Annotated in this window: 15 protein-coding genes; all 15 read right to left on the reverse strand. The window is 63.3% G+C overall.

Features of this window, described 5'->3' with window-relative positions; genetic code table 11:
* Positions 1-156: 156 nt before the first annotated feature.
* Complete coding sequence (locus tag HBR93_RS26120; protein ID WP_057438841.1) at positions 157-561, reverse strand: type II toxin-antitoxin system HicB family antitoxin; 405 nt, start codon at positions 559-561, stop codon at positions 157-159.
* Between the two features lie 24 nt (positions 562-585).
* Positions 586-774 carry a type II toxin-antitoxin system HicA family toxin gene (locus HBR93_RS26125; RefSeq protein ID WP_115127685.1) on the reverse strand — a complete coding sequence of 63 codons (189 nt, stop codon included), beginning with the start codon at positions 772-774 and terminating at the stop codon, positions 586-588.
* Positions 775-895: 121 nt separating this feature from the next.
* Complete coding sequence (gene phnP / locus HBR93_RS26130) at positions 896-1,645, reverse strand: phosphonate metabolism protein PhnP (RefSeq protein WP_169961382.1); 750 nt, start codon at positions 1,643-1,645, stop codon at positions 896-898.
* On the reverse strand, positions 1,636-2,202 hold the full coding sequence (phnN, locus tag HBR93_RS26135) for a phosphonate metabolism protein/1,5-bisphosphokinase (PRPP-forming) PhnN (RefSeq protein ID WP_057444570.1): 567 nt from the start codon (positions 2,200-2,202) through the stop codon (positions 1,636-1,638). Before phnN ends, phnP begins: the two co-directional genes overlap by 10 nt.
* The gene (locus HBR93_RS26140) at positions 2,202-3,347 is read right to left on the reverse strand and encodes an alpha-D-ribose 1-methylphosphonate 5-triphosphate diphosphatase (protein ID WP_057438838.1); all 1,146 of its coding nucleotides are present in this window, start codon (positions 3,345-3,347) and stop codon (positions 2,202-2,204) included. Before HBR93_RS26140 ends, phnN begins: the two co-directional genes overlap by 1 nt.
* The gene (gene phnL, locus HBR93_RS26145; protein WP_057444569.1) at positions 3,337-4,059 is read right to left on the reverse strand and encodes a phosphonate C-P lyase system protein PhnL; all 723 of its coding nucleotides are present in this window, start codon (positions 4,057-4,059) and stop codon (positions 3,337-3,339) included. Before phnL ends, HBR93_RS26140 begins: the two co-directional genes overlap by 11 nt.
* Entirely contained in the window at positions 4,056-4,829 is a 774-nt protein-coding gene (gene phnK, locus HBR93_RS26150) for a phosphonate C-P lyase system protein PhnK (RefSeq protein WP_057438837.1), read from the reverse strand. Before phnK ends, phnL begins: the two co-directional genes overlap by 4 nt.
* Complete coding sequence (locus HBR93_RS26155) at positions 4,826-5,668, reverse strand: alpha-D-ribose 1-methylphosphonate 5-phosphate C-P-lyase PhnJ (RefSeq protein ID WP_057438836.1); 843 nt, start codon at positions 5,666-5,668, stop codon at positions 4,826-4,828. The genes phnK and HBR93_RS26155 overlap by 4 nt, the downstream gene beginning before the upstream one ends.
* Positions 5,661-6,737 (reverse strand): carbon-phosphorus lyase complex subunit PhnI, encoded by a 1,077-nt coding sequence (locus HBR93_RS26160; protein WP_169961383.1) that lies wholly within the window; start codon positions 6,735-6,737, stop codon positions 5,661-5,663. The genes HBR93_RS26155 and HBR93_RS26160 overlap by 8 nt, the downstream gene beginning before the upstream one ends.
* Positions 6,737-7,327, reverse strand: a complete 591-nt coding sequence (gene phnH, locus HBR93_RS26165) for a phosphonate C-P lyase system protein PhnH (protein ID WP_057438834.1) — start codon at positions 7,325-7,327, stop codon at positions 6,737-6,739. Before phnH ends, HBR93_RS26160 begins: the two co-directional genes overlap by 1 nt.
* Positions 7,327-7,764 carry a phosphonate C-P lyase system protein PhnG gene (gene phnG, locus HBR93_RS26170; protein WP_057438833.1) on the reverse strand — a complete coding sequence of 146 codons (438 nt, stop codon included), beginning with the start codon at positions 7,762-7,764 and terminating at the stop codon, positions 7,327-7,329. Before phnG ends, phnH begins: the two co-directional genes overlap by 1 nt.
* Before the next feature lie 11 nt (positions 7,765-7,775).
* The gene (gene phnF / locus HBR93_RS26175; RefSeq protein ID WP_057438832.1) at positions 7,776-8,480 is read right to left on the reverse strand and encodes a phosphonate metabolism transcriptional regulator PhnF; all 705 of its coding nucleotides are present in this window, start codon (positions 8,478-8,480) and stop codon (positions 7,776-7,778) included.
* 36 nt (positions 8,481-8,516) lie between these two features.
* Complete coding sequence (phnE, locus tag HBR93_RS26180) at positions 8,517-9,299, reverse strand: phosphonate ABC transporter, permease protein PhnE (RefSeq protein WP_032859104.1); 783 nt, start codon at positions 9,297-9,299, stop codon at positions 8,517-8,519.
* Positions 9,300-9,529: 230 nt separating this feature from the next.
* Complete coding sequence (phnD, locus tag HBR93_RS26185) at positions 9,530-10,531, reverse strand: phosphonate ABC transporter substrate-binding protein (RefSeq protein WP_115127678.1); 1,002 nt, start codon at positions 10,529-10,531, stop codon at positions 9,530-9,532.
* Positions 10,532-10,563: 32 nt separating this feature from the next.
* Positions 10,564-11,397 (reverse strand): phosphonate ABC transporter ATP-binding protein, encoded by an 834-nt coding sequence (gene phnC / locus HBR93_RS26190; RefSeq protein ID WP_057438830.1) that lies wholly within the window; start codon positions 11,395-11,397, stop codon positions 10,564-10,566.
* Positions 11,398-12,467 lie beyond the last annotated feature (1,070 nt).

Here is a 12,467-nt window from a genome sequence, read left to right on the forward strand (position 1 = left end):
CAAGGGTTATGCCGTCTTGAAAAAGCCCATTCAACTTGCTGATGGCCCTTGGAAAACGCAAAAAAGACACACGTTTCTTAATCCAAATCCTCGCCGTCCCACGAAATATCCGCTCTACATTTTAGCTTCGACGCCCCACCACCGAACTCACCGATTTCAAGAGCGCACCAACTTCTCCAGCGCCGCATCCGCCAGGAATGACGAGCGGCTTTTGACCTTGTGCTCGCGTACATAACGGTCAATACGCTGGATCACATACCCCGGCAACGTGACATTGACCTTCTCGGTCTTGCCCAGGTAAGGCGAGATATCGAGCTCAAGCATCCCCCAGCCCATCCCGGCGTACTCCTCATTGCCGTGGTGCGTCGCCACCGAGGTCGGCATCGGAATCGCGCGGCCTTCGCCAGCCAGCTCCTGCAACAGGATGTGAGCCACTTCGACGGCGGCGTTGTAAGCCTCTTCAAAACTGTCCCCGGCCGTCACCGCGCCTGGAATATCAGGGATCTGGATACCGGTGGCGGTAAAGTCATCGCCCCATTCGATACAGATTGGGTATTGCATGAATATTCTCCTGAAAAAACCGACCTAGAACGAAAACAACCCGGCACGCTGCCGGATACTTCGCACGGTGCCCAAGGGCAGATCCTTCTTGGGATGGGGCACCGGTATCGTGTACGGGTTATAGCGATGGGTGAAAATGTGATGACTGCCCGTGACCCGATCCAACACCCAGCCCGCCTCTTGCAGTTCCTTGATCAATAGCCTGCTTTGCACCACAGCCTCCTTGCTCCGGCCCGAACAAAAATAACTCCAGAGTTACCTTTGCTCAAGCACAGATTTTTCAGAGCAGACTGACGGTTGTTTTGCCGGATATTGAAAAGCCCCAGGCATGGAGCTAAAGCACCCGCCCATCCCAGCCCACCGTCACATGCGGTGGCAGTTCACCGCGATGCTGCAACAGCCAGGCATCCAGGGTGTGCCCGACGTGGGTCAGCACGCCAAGCTCGGCGCCGCACGCTTCGATGCATTGCAAGGCCAGGGTCAGGTCATTGTGATTGCGCGGCGCCTGGGGTTGCGGTGGCATGGAGCAGTCAATGACCAGTACGTCCAGAGGCTCGCGCCGCAACCAGTCGAGGGTCGCCGGGGGCAGGCCCGTGGTGTCGGTCAGGTAGGCCAGGCGCCGTCCCTGCCCTTGCAGCAGGTAGCCGAAGGTCGGCTTGGAATGTTGCAGGGGCAACGCGGTGACCGTCAGCTCGCCAAACTGGCGGGTCTCGAACTCGGCGAAGGGCTGGCTGAAATCGAGGATGCCGGGATGCTTGTAGAGGTCCGACAGGCCCTCGGGGTCTGCCGGGCCATGCACCGGGATGATCAGGCCCTGGCCCCAGCGCAGGTGCAGCAGGCCCTGGGCGTGATCGGCATGGTAGTGGGTCTGCAGAATGCCGTTGAAGCTGCGTGGCGGGAAACGCTCGGTGAGGTCCGTCAGCCCGCTGTCGATCAACCAGCGTTGCTCACCGCACTCGATCAGCGCGCTGCACTCGCGGCGGCGCAGGCGTTCATCGCTGCGCGCCAGGGTGCAGGCCGCGCATTCGCAGCCATACACCGGGACTTGGCGGGCGTCGCCGGTGCCCAGCAGGGTCAGGCGCATGCCGAGTGCCCCTCCTCCAGGCAATCGAGCAACCGGGCGACGGTATGCACCAACGGCCCGGAGTTATCCAGCAGGAACACCCCAGGCGCTGCCTGCAGGCTGTCGCTGAACTGCGCATTGCGCGCCAGGCGCGCGTCGATGTCTGCCACCGACTCACGGCCCCGCGCCAGCAAACGCTGGCGCAACACCGCCTGGTCCACCGTCAGCAGCACCACCAACAGCGTCGGATAACGTGCGCGGGTCTGCGCCAGGTGGCCACGGGAGCCATTGACCAGCACATCGTCGCCGGCCGCCAGCCAGTCGTCGATCTGCCGTGGAATGCCATAAGACAGGCCATTGGCATGCCAACTGAGGGCAAAGCCGCCCTCGGCTTGCAGCGCGGCGAATTGCGCGGGGCTTACACCCTGGGCGGCCTCGCCCACCGCTTCCGCCGAACGGGTGATGACCCGTCGCACGATGCGGCAACCGCGCTCGGCCAATGGCCCGCGCGCGGCTTCCAACAGGCTGTCCTTGCCCGAACCCGATGGCCCGATGAGATAGATCAACCTGCCCACCATCAAAACACCCTCTTGGCTTGTCGCCAGACTTGTTGGACTACCGGCAGCCCGCCCTGGGCCCTGGCTTGCACCAGGTCCGCACGCAGGCCGACGGCAATTTCCCCGCGATCCTTGATGCCCGCCGCCTGTGCAGGGGCCAGGCTGATCATCTTGATCGCCTGGGGCAGATCGCAGTCATTGTCCTGGGCCGCCAGGGCAAAGGCCGCTGGCAACAGGCTGGCCGGGTAGTAGTCACTGGAAAGTATATCCAGCAATCCTTCAGCAGCCAGGCCGGCGGCGGCCACATTACCCGAGTGGGAACCGCCGCGCACCACGTTCGGCGCGCCCATCAGCACTTTCATCCCCAGTTGCCGGCAACCGCGCGCCGCTTCCAGGGTGGTGGGGAACTCGGCGATGTTCATGCCATAGCGCGCCGACTCCTCGACATGGGCCAGGGTCGCGTCGTCATGGCTGGCCACCGACAGGCCACGCGCCAGGCAATGCTCGACGATCGCGGCGCGGTAGCGGTCGCTGTAGGCCTTGGAGTTGGCCATTTGCAACAGCACGAACGCGTCCATGGTTTCATCATTCAAATGGTATTTGCCCATGTAGTACTCGCGGTACTTGGACTCCAGCACAAACTGGCGCTGGCCCGGCGAGTGGTCCATCACCGACACCAGTTGCACCAGCGGGTTTTCCACCAGATCGCGGAACACACTCAAGGTGTCCGGGTGGCACAGCTCGCAACGCAGGTGCAGGCGGTGTTCGGCGCGGGTCAGGCCGGCTTCCTGCGTCGAGGCAATGGCATTGAGCATCGCCGGCAGCTTCTGCATGCGATTGCCCTTGGGGTTCACGTCGCCGATGGACACCGCATCGAACACCGTGGTGATACCGGCCGCGATGATCTGCGCATCATGGCTGAGCACAGCCGAGGTCGATGGCCAGTCCACGCCGGGGCGCGGGGTCATGTGTTTTTCCAGGTTGTCGGTGTGCAACTCCACCAGCCCCGGCAGCAGGAAATCACCGCCCAGGTCCTGGGCGTGGGGTAACTGGCTGCGGCCTTCGGCGAGGTCAACGATCACCCCGTCACGCAGCAGCACACTGCCGAGAAATACACGATCAGCAGTGACCAGTTGGGCATTGCTGAGGATCTGTTCAGCGGGCATCGGCGTAGTCCTCGTCGGTAATCACAGCGGGCGTCATGTCCAAATGGCGGTCAGCCACCGCCTCACGGGCGGCACGGTCATGGAAGATGCCAATCAGTGCGGCACCGCCGGCCTTGGCTTCGTTGATCAGTTCCAGGACAACCTGACGGTTGCGGTCATCCAGGGAGGCCGTCGGTTCGTCGAGCAACATCACCGGCCAGGCCACCATGAAGCCGCGCGCGATATTGACCCGCTGCTGCTCGCCCCCGGAGAAGGTGCCCGGCGCCAATTGCCACAGGCGCCGGGGGATATTCAGGCGCGCCAGCAAATGCTCGGCACGGGCCTGGGCGTCAGCCTTCGTCCAGCCACGGGCCAGCGCGGGCTCCATCACCACATCCAGGCAGGCGACCCGTGGGATCACCCGCAAAAACTGGCTGACATAGCCCAGGGTCTGCTGGCGTACCTCGAGAACCTCCCGGGGTGCAGCGCCCACCAGCTCCAGCCACTGACCGGCATGGCGCACGCAGATGCTGCCCCCGGCCGGCAGGTAGTTGCCATACAAGGTGCGCAGCAAGGTGCTTTTACCCGCACCGGACTGGCCGTGCAGCACCAGGCATTCACCGCCCTGCACGCTGAACGCCACCCCGCGCAGCACGTTGAGCACCACGCCGTTCTGCTGGTGCAAGGTGAAGGTTTTCGAGAGGTCACGGACCTCGATCAAGGCATTCGTCATGGCTGCAATACCGAAGACACCAGCAGTTGAGAGTAAGGGTGCTGTGGATCGTCGAGGATCTGATCCGTCAGCCCGGTTTCCACCACCCGCGAGCGGCGCATCACGATCAGGCGATCGGCCAGCAGGCGCGCCACCGCCAGGTCATGGGTGACGATCACCACCGCCAGGTCCAGCTCACGCACCAGGCCGCGCAGCAGGTCGAGCAGGCGCGCCTGCACCGACACGTCCAGGCCACCGGTGGGCTCATCCATAAACACCAGGCGCGGGCTGGAAACGAGGTTGCGGGCGATTTGCAGGCGCTGCTGCATGCCGCCAGAGAAGGTGCGCGGCAGGTCGTCGATGCGCTGCGGGTCGATCTCCACCTGGCCCAGCCAGTCCAGGCCGGCGCCACGCAGTTGCTGGTAATTGCGCACGCCCTGGGCCATCAGGCGCTCGCCAATGTTGGCGCCGGCCGACACGCCCATGCGCAGGCCGTCGCGGGGGTTCTGTTCAACGAAGCCCCATTCGGTGCGCAGCAAAGTGCGGCGTTCGGCTTCGCTGGCGCTGTAGAGGTCCAGCCATTCGCCGTCCTTGCTGCGATAGCCGACGCTGCCGGCCTGGGGCGGCAAGCGCCCGCTCAGCAGCGAGAGCAAGGTGGATTTACCCGAACCGGACTCGCCGACAATCCCCAGCACCTCACCGGGGTACAGATCAAAACTCACGTCCTGACAGCCCTTCTCCAGGCCGTACAGCAGGGACAGGTCGCGCACTTGCAATAAGGGCTGGCTCACTGGTTGTTCTCCTTGACCCGTTGGGCGCAGTACCAGGTGTCGGAACACACAAAACTCTGGGTGCCGGCGTCGTCGAGGATCAGTTCATCGAGGAACGAGTCATGGCTACCGCAGATGGCGCAGTGGTGGTCCCACGTCTGCACTTCAAAGGGGTGATCCTCGAAGTCCAGGCTGCTGACCTGGGTGTACGGCGGCACCGCGTACAGGCGCTTTTCGCGGCCGGCACCGAACAGCATCAGCGCCGGGCTCATGTCGAGTTTCGGGTTGTCGAATTTGGGGATCGGCGAAGGGTCCATCACATAGCGCTCGTCGACCATCACCGGGTAGGCATAAGCGGTGGCGATATGGCCGAAGGTGGCGATGTCTTCGTAGAGTTTTACGTGCATCACCCCATAGTCGTTGAGGGCGTGCATGGTGCGGGTCTCGGTTTCCGAGGGCTCGATAAAGCGCAGCGGCTCGGGGATCGGCACTTGGTAGACCATGATCTGCCCGGCCTGCAGCGGGGTTTCCGGGATGCGGTGGCGGGTCTGGATCACTGTGGCGTCGGGGGTGGCTTCGGTGGTGGCGATACCGGCGGTGCGCGCAAAAAAGCGCCGGATGGACACGGCGTTGGTGGTGTCGTCGGCGCCCTGGTCGATGACCTTGAGCACGTCGTCGGCACCGAGGATCGCCGCCGTCAATTGCATGCCGCCGGTGCCCCAACCATAGGGCAGCGGCATCTCGCGACCACCGAACGGCACTTGGTAACCGGGAATCGCCACGGCCTTGAGCAAGGCGCGACGGATCATGCGTTTGGTCTGTTCGTCGAGGTAGGCGAAGTTGTAGGCGGCGTCATTCATGGCGGGTGCCCTCGGCCGGTTGGCGCAGTTTGCGGATCAGTTCCAGTTCGGCCTGGAAGTCCACGTAGTGAGGCAATTTGAGGTGCGAGACAAAACCGGCGGCCTCAACGTTGTCGCAGTGGGCCAGCACGAATTCTTCGCGCTGGGCCGGCGAGACAATCTCTTCGCTGTACTCCTCGGCACGCAGCGAGCGGTCCACCAGGGCCATGCCCATGGCCTTGCGCTCGGCATGCCCGAACGCCAGGCCATAGCCGCGGGTGAACTGCGCCAACTCGGTGGCCGAGCCGACAAACTGGTTGACCATCTCGCACTCGGTGACTTCGATGCTGCCCAGGCAGATGGCAAAGCCCAGTTCTTCAGGATCGATCCATACCTCGACTTCACCGATGCGAATCTCCCCGGCAAACGGGTGATTGCGCCCATAGCCACGCTGGGTCGAATAGCCCAGCGCCAACAAAAAACCTTCATCGCCGCGAGCCAGGGCCTGCAGGCGCTCGGCACGGCTGGCAGGGAACTCCAGCGGGTTGCGGGTGATATCAGCGACGCTGGCGTGGTCGTCGGCTTCGTGCTTGATCAAGCCCTCTTTGGCCAGCAACCCCAGCACCCGTGGACACGGTTCGAGGCGCGCATCCGCCGTGGTCTGCGGGCCTGGATACTCACCCTCGGCCAGCAGCGCGAAATCCAGCAGGCGATGGGTGTAATCGAAGGTCGGGCCGAGCAACTGGCCGCCGGGCACGTCCTTGAAGGTGGCTGACAACCGTCGGCTCAACGACATCTGCGCGGTGTCGATCGGCAGGCTCGGGCTGAAGCGCGGCAATGTAGTGCGGTAGGCGCGCAGCAGGAAGATCGCTTCTACCAGGTCCCCCGCCGCCTGCTTGATCGCCAGTGCCGCCAGTTCTTCGTCGTACAGCGAGCCTTCACTCATCACCCGCGCCACGGCCAGGGGCAGTTGCTGGCGGATCTGCTCGACACTCAGTTCGGGAACCCCCGTATCGCCCCGGCGTTTTTTCGCCAGCAGGCGGTGGGCATTGTCGATGGCCTGTTCGCCACCCTTGACGGCTACGTACATCAGGCGTGCTCCTGTGTGATGCGGCTGCTGCGCGGCAGGCCGAGCAGGTGATGGCCGGCGCTGAACAACACGTCCAGGCCACGGGGGAAGGCCTCGCGGCGCTGGCGCTCCAACCAGAAAGCCGACGGCACCGGCACCTGCACCCGGCACTGGGCCTGGATGCCCGGGCCGCGCCAGAGCAAGGCGCGCCCGGCCTCCAGGTCGCTAAGCTGGACCAGCAAGGTGCAGGACTGGTCGGGGTAGCGATCATTGCCGTGATCGAAGCCGCTGAGGTCGAGCAGGTCCGGCTCGCCGAGCAAGGCAAACGCGGCCTCCTCCCGACGCGCAACCAACGGGCAGCCACAGTGGAAGGCCAGGTTGGCGCGGATCAGTGGCGTGTCGAACGCCGGTGCCAGCCATAGCGGCGTGTCGACATCCAGCAGCGCCAGGCACAAGGCATAGGTGGCGGGCGCCAGGCCATCGAGGTGCGGGGCTGCCGGCAGGTGCTGGATCAAACCCGGTTCGGCCAAGGCCTTGAGCGCCGCGCGAAAGCTGCGCTGGGCATCCAGCACCGGGTCGACAAACGCCGGCTGCAATAATTGAGCGTGCATCAGTTTTCTCCTCGCACCAGGGTGAAGAACTCGACCTTGGTCGCCGCAGTGTCGGCTTCTTTTTGCGCGCGGCGCCGGGCTTGGGCCTGGGCCAGTGCGCTGATCAAATCGCTGAGCCACGGGCTCGGTTGCGCGTTTTGCAGATGGGCATCGGCCAGGGCCGCCAGTTCGGCGTGGACCTTGTCGCGCCCGGCCAGGTAGCTGTAGCCGGTGCGGCCATCGGCCAGGCGCACCACACAGCGGGTCACCGTCATTTCACCGACGTTGAATGGCGCGCCATTGCCACCCATGCGCCCACGCACCAGGGTCATGCCGATTTCCGGGGCGCGGATCAGTTGGTACTCGGCGTCCTTCAATGCCGCTTCGTGGGGTTGCAATTCATTGAGCTGGGCGCGGGCAAGTACGCCAATCCAATGCTGACGCGGGGACAGATTCATCGGGGTCTCCATCAAGTCACCACCTGGTACTGGAAGCGATCCGAACGGCTGGTGGACTGCGCCAGCTCCACCGGGCGGCCATCGCGATCGCGGGAAAGGGTGAATACCGTGAGTGCCGGCAGATGCCGGGGCATCATCAGCAGCGCGGCTTCGTCGCGGTTGGGCAAGCGCGCACCGATCAGGCTCTGGGTGCGGGTCAACGGCAGGTCGCGCTCGCGCAGGTACTGACGCAGGGAGCCGCCGTTGTAATCCGCCAGCAACGGCGCGTGGCTGGCGCAGTAGCGATGACGGATCAGGCTGACGGGCTGCTGGTCGAGCTTGCGCAGGGTTTGCAGCTCGATCATCGGCGCCATTTCGGCGATGCCCAGGTGCTGCGCTTCTTCGCGGCTGGCGTAGCAGTAGCGGCGCTTGAGCAGCAGCGCCTGCACGCCATGGCCCTGGGCCGACAGCGATTGGCTGTAGGCGGTGTCGGCGCCCATCGGGTAAATCAGCGGCCGGTCCAGCACCTGCGTGCCTTTGCCCTGCTGGCGCAGCAGGCTGCCTTCGAACACCAGCTCATCAATGGCGCGGCGCAGGGTGTGGCGGTTGACGCCAAAGCGCTCGGCCAACTGCACTTCGCCCGGCAGGAACTCCCCGGCCTGGTAGCCGCTGAGTTCACGGCGCAGGATATCGGCGAGTTCGCGGTACACCGGCTCATCTTGTCTAGACAACTGCATGCTTTAAAAAAAGCGCCCGCAGGCACCCCTCCAAGGTCAGATAAACCGCTTGCGCAGGCGTTGGGACAGCACGTCGATCAGGCTCACCACCACGATGATCACCAGCAGCACCGCGCAGGTCTGTACGAACTGGAAGGCGCGGATGTTCTCCCACAGGATCACGCCGATGCCGCCAGCGCCGACCATGCCCACCACCGTCGCCGAGCGCACATTGGCCTCGAAGCGGTACAGCGCGTAGCTCACCCACAGCGGCATGACTTGCGGGATCACGCCGTAGATCACCTCTTGCAAGGCGCTGGCACCGGTGGCGCGTACACCTTCCACGGGGCCGGGGTCGATGGCCTCGACGGCTTCGGCAAACAGCTTGGCGAGTACCCCGGTGGTGCTGATCCACAGAGCCAGTACCCCGGCAAACGGACCAAGGCCGACCGCCACCACGAACAACATGGCGAACACCATTTCGTTGATCGAGCGGAAGGCATCCATCACCCGGCGCAGGGGTTGGTGAATCCACCAGGGCGTGATGTTGTCGGCGCAGAGGATGCCCAGGGGCACCGAGCAGACAATCGCCAGCACCGTGCCCCAGAGGGCGATTTGCACGGTGACGATCATTTCCTTGAGGTAGGAGCGCCACTCGTGGAAGTCCGGCGGGAAGAAGTCAGCGGCGAAGGTCGCCATGTTTCCCGAATCGCGGTACAGCGCCAGCGGGTTCATTTCCGCGCCTTTCCAGGCCCAGGCCAGCAGCACCAGGAACAGGCCCCAGCCGAGGTATTGCGGCCAGGTTCTTTTACCCACGGCTTCAGCGTGCAAGGTCGTCATGGATCACTCTCGATAATTACTGGAGCGGGGCCTATGGGGGAACCCGCTTGTGTGGGAGCTATGTGTGTGTGTGGGAGCGGGCTTGCTCGCGAAAGCGGTGGGTCAGTCAACATCAATGTTTGCTGGGCCGACGTCTTCGCGAGCAAGCCCGCTCCCACATTTGATCTTCGTTGCTTTGAGCTCGGCATCAGGGCAAGCCCGCTCCCACATAGGCCCAGCTCCAACAGGGGTTAGCCGTTGGCGTCGGGTTTCTTGTCCAGCTCGCTCAGGCGCTGTTGCAGCGTGGCCAGGTCGGCGTCGATCTGCGCCAGCTTCTTGGCTTTATCCGCCTCGGCCAACTTGCTGTCGGCGCTGATGGTGGTGCGCTGCTTGAACAGCTCCAACTGGCGGATCGGCAGCAACTGGTCGTCGTTGGACGCGAGGAACTTGCCCAACTGCATGTTCTTCAACACCGCTTTCTCTGCCTCGGTGTCACCGTAGTTGGCAAAAAAATCGCGGATCTTGGTCTTCTCACTGTCAGTCAGGGCCTTGCTCCACACCATCGGGTCGGCGGGGATCAGCGGCGACTTCCAGATCACCTTGAGTTGCGCGGCCTTGTCCGGCTGGGTCACTTCCAGGCGGTCCCAGCTTTCGGTGTTGAAGGTGGCCACGTCCAACTGCCCCTTGGCCACGCTCAGTGCGTTGACTTCATGACTGGAGTTGAGGGTGCGCTTGAAGGCGGTGCCGGCATCCACGTTGTTCTTGGCGAACACGTAGTAGCCCGGCACCAGGTAGCCGGAGGTGGAGTTTGGGTCGCCATTGCCGAAGGTCAGGTTCTTGGCGTTCTTGAGCATGTCTTCGACGGAGTTGAGCGGGCTGTCCTTGCGTACGATCAGCAGGCTCCAGTAGCCGGCGGCGCCGTTGGCGGCAGCGGTCTGGGCGAAGATCTCGCCGTTGGAGCGGTCCACCGCCTCCATCGCTGCCTTGTTGCCGAGCCAGGCCACATCGACCTTGTTGAAGCGCATGCCCTGGATCAGGCCAGCGTAGTCGGAGGCGAAGGTGGCGTTGATGGTCAGGCCGGTCTTCTTGTGCATGTCATCGAGGAACGGCTGCCAGATGCTCTTGAGGTTCTGCGAAGACTCGGTGGACATGATGCCGAAGTTGATGGCCTTGTCAGCGGCCTGGGCATTGCCCAAGGCGACGCTGGCCAACAACACGGCAGACAGGAAAACATGACCGATACGGTTCAACATACAGGCGACTCCTAGGGATCGTGAATGGAGGTTCAAGCGCGGGCCAGGGCCAAGCGCTGGGGAAGTTCGGAACGGCGCGGCGGTTCGGAAAACATCAGGCTGGTGTCGACGTCGGCACCGTACAGATCGTTGAGGAACTGGCTGCTCATCTCGCGGCCCTGCCCGTCGAAATGAATGCGCCCGCCCTTGAGCGCCACGGCCCGTGGGCAATAACGCATGGCGTAATCGACTTGATGCAGGGTCACGACTACGGTCTTGCCGTCGCGGCGGTTGATATCGGCGAGGATCTCCATGACCTTGCGCGCCGACTCCGGGTCCAGGGAGGCAATCGGCTCGTCGGCCAGGATCACTTCGGCACGCTGGGTCAAGGCCCGGGCAATCGCCACGCGCTGCTGCTGGCCACCGGACAGGGTCGAGGCCCGTTGCTGGGCCAGGTCCGCCAGGCCAACCCGCGCCAGGGACTCCATGGCACATTGCTTTTCCTCGGCATTGAACAACCCGAGGTTGCCGCGCCAGCGCGGCATGCGGCCCAGGCAACCAAGCAGCACGTTGTCGATCACACTCAGGCGATTGACCAGGTTGAACTGCTGGAAGATATAGCCAATATCCGCGCGCAACCGCCGCACCTTGCCATTCAACCGCCCACTGGCCTGCACCTCTCGGCCCAGCACCTTGACGCTGCCGCCGTTGCCCTTGTCGCAACAGGCCAGCCCCGCAAGGTGGCGCAACAACGTGGACTTGCCGGAACCGGATGCACCGATCAGGGCGACCATCTCGCCGCTGGCGATGGTGAGTTCGAGGTCGACCAGCGCGGTTTTCTTCGCAAAGGTCTTGTTCAGGCGATCGACATGGATAGCGGGAGTCATGGGCTTCTCTGTCTGGTTTGAACAGCCTTGCGTGGCTGCGTTTGAGTTCAAACGACAGTAGGCGCGGGAGGTGTCAGGGCTATGACTTGCACATGACTGCAGGAGGGCGGTTTGATGAAAGTTTTATGAAAGGTTGGAACAACTGAAGGACAATTCCCATGCATATGAGGATCGCTCCCATGCTCCATGTGGGAATGATCAAAACAGGACTTTCCCTACGGCTCATCATTTAACAGGCACACATCATGCTGGGCGAGCTGTACGCAGGAGGGCCCAGCCCTGCCGGGTCTCCATTCCTCGGTCGTCGCCCTTTTTCACGCAGCGATATGGCGGCTGTGCGCGGGGCACCTTCGGGTGCGCCGGGGTCCTGGAGTCCGGTCTTCCACACCTGCGTACAGTCGCCACCCATCATGTGGAAGTGATTGTGGCGGCTCCTTTAACTCCAGGAGCAACCGTATGAAAAAAGTCACGCCTAGCCCGCCCTACTCCCTGAACAACAGCAAACTCCACGAAGCCGCCCAACGTGCGTTCAAGCATTACGCACTGCATTCAAGGCTCGAGCCGTAAGCAGGTGATGGCAATGGTGCAATTGATCGAGATGGCGCAGTTGTTAGTCGAGGCAGCGTTGCACAGGGAATGCCCGGCGGCCTGACGGCCAAGTGAATCCCTGTGGGGGCTGGCTTGCCTGCGATAGCCATAGGTATCTACACAACTCGCTTTTTTTGGTTATTGGGTATGAGTACATATCCGTTGCTGCGGTTACGGCGGCTATTGGTTCCGCCCTTACGGCGGGTCACTTTTGGAAAAGAGCCCGGAGTGCCGGCCCAGCCAAAAGTAACCAAAAGGGCTCTTGCCCCACCACTCGGCACCTCGCCTAGGCTCGGTGTGCCCGTCATCCGACATTGATTTGGGGGGCCGCCGCGATGGGCCATCCATGGCCCAGCGCGGCTAACCCGGCGTCCTGCCGGGTTACCCCCCAAATCAATATCGGATGACGGCCAGCGTGGTTTAACGGGGCGCCTCAGATCAAAAGCAAAGCAAAGCGAGGCGGCCTGACAGCCGACCTGATC

Origin of the sequence: Pseudomonas sp. WS 5411 (assembly GCF_012985595.1) — a bacterium.
Taxonomy (GTDB): domain Bacteria; phylum Pseudomonadota; class Gammaproteobacteria; order Pseudomonadales; family Pseudomonadaceae; genus Aquipseudomonas; species Aquipseudomonas shahriarae.

What these genes read in the sequence shown, in the direction of transcription:
- HBR93_RS26120 (WP_057438841.1), bottom strand. Translation starts at nt 561, where the DNA reads ATGCAATACCCAATCTGTATCGAATGGGGCGATGACTTTACCGCCACC.
- phnP (WP_169961382.1), bottom strand. Translation starts at nt 1,645, where the DNA reads ATGCGCCTGACCCTGCTGGGCACCGGCGACGCCCGCCAAGTCCCGGTG.
- phnN (WP_057444570.1), bottom strand. Translation starts at nt 2,202, where the DNA reads ATGGTGGGCAGGTTGATCTATCTCATCGGGCCATCGGGTTCGGGCAAG.
- HBR93_RS26140 (WP_057438838.1), bottom strand. Translation starts at nt 3,347, where the DNA reads ATGCCCGCTGAACAGATCCTCAGCAATGCCCAACTGGTCACTGCTGAT.
- phnL (WP_057444569.1), bottom strand. Translation starts at nt 4,059, where the DNA reads ATGACGAATGCCTTGATCGAGGTCCGTGACCTCTCGAAAACCTTCACC.
- HBR93_RS26155 (WP_057438836.1), bottom strand. Translation starts at nt 5,668, where the DNA reads ATGAATGACGCCGCCTACAACTTCGCCTACCTCGACGAACAGACCAAA.
- HBR93_RS26160 (WP_169961383.1), bottom strand. Translation starts at nt 6,737, where the DNA reads ATGTACGTAGCCGTCAAGGGTGGCGAACAGGCCATCGACAATGCCCAC.
- phnH (WP_057438834.1), bottom strand. Translation starts at nt 7,327, where the DNA reads ATGCACGCTCAATTATTGCAGCCGGCGTTTGTCGACCCGGTGCTGGAT.
- phnG (WP_057438833.1), bottom strand. Translation starts at nt 7,764, where the DNA reads ATGAATCTGTCCCCGCGTCAGCATTGGATTGGCGTACTTGCCCGCGCC.
- phnF (WP_057438832.1), bottom strand. Translation starts at nt 8,480, where the DNA reads ATGCAGTTGTCTAGACAAGATGAGCCGGTGTACCGCGAACTCGCCGAT.
- phnE (WP_032859104.1), bottom strand. Translation starts at nt 9,299, where the DNA reads ATGACGACCTTGCACGCTGAAGCCGTGGGTAAAAGAACCTGGCCGCAA.
- phnD (WP_115127678.1), bottom strand. Translation starts at nt 10,531, where the DNA reads ATGTTGAACCGTATCGGTCATGTTTTCCTGTCTGCCGTGTTGTTGGCC.
- phnC (WP_057438830.1), bottom strand. Translation starts at nt 11,397, where the DNA reads ATGACTCCCGCTATCCATGTCGATCGCCTGAACAAGACCTTTGCGAAG.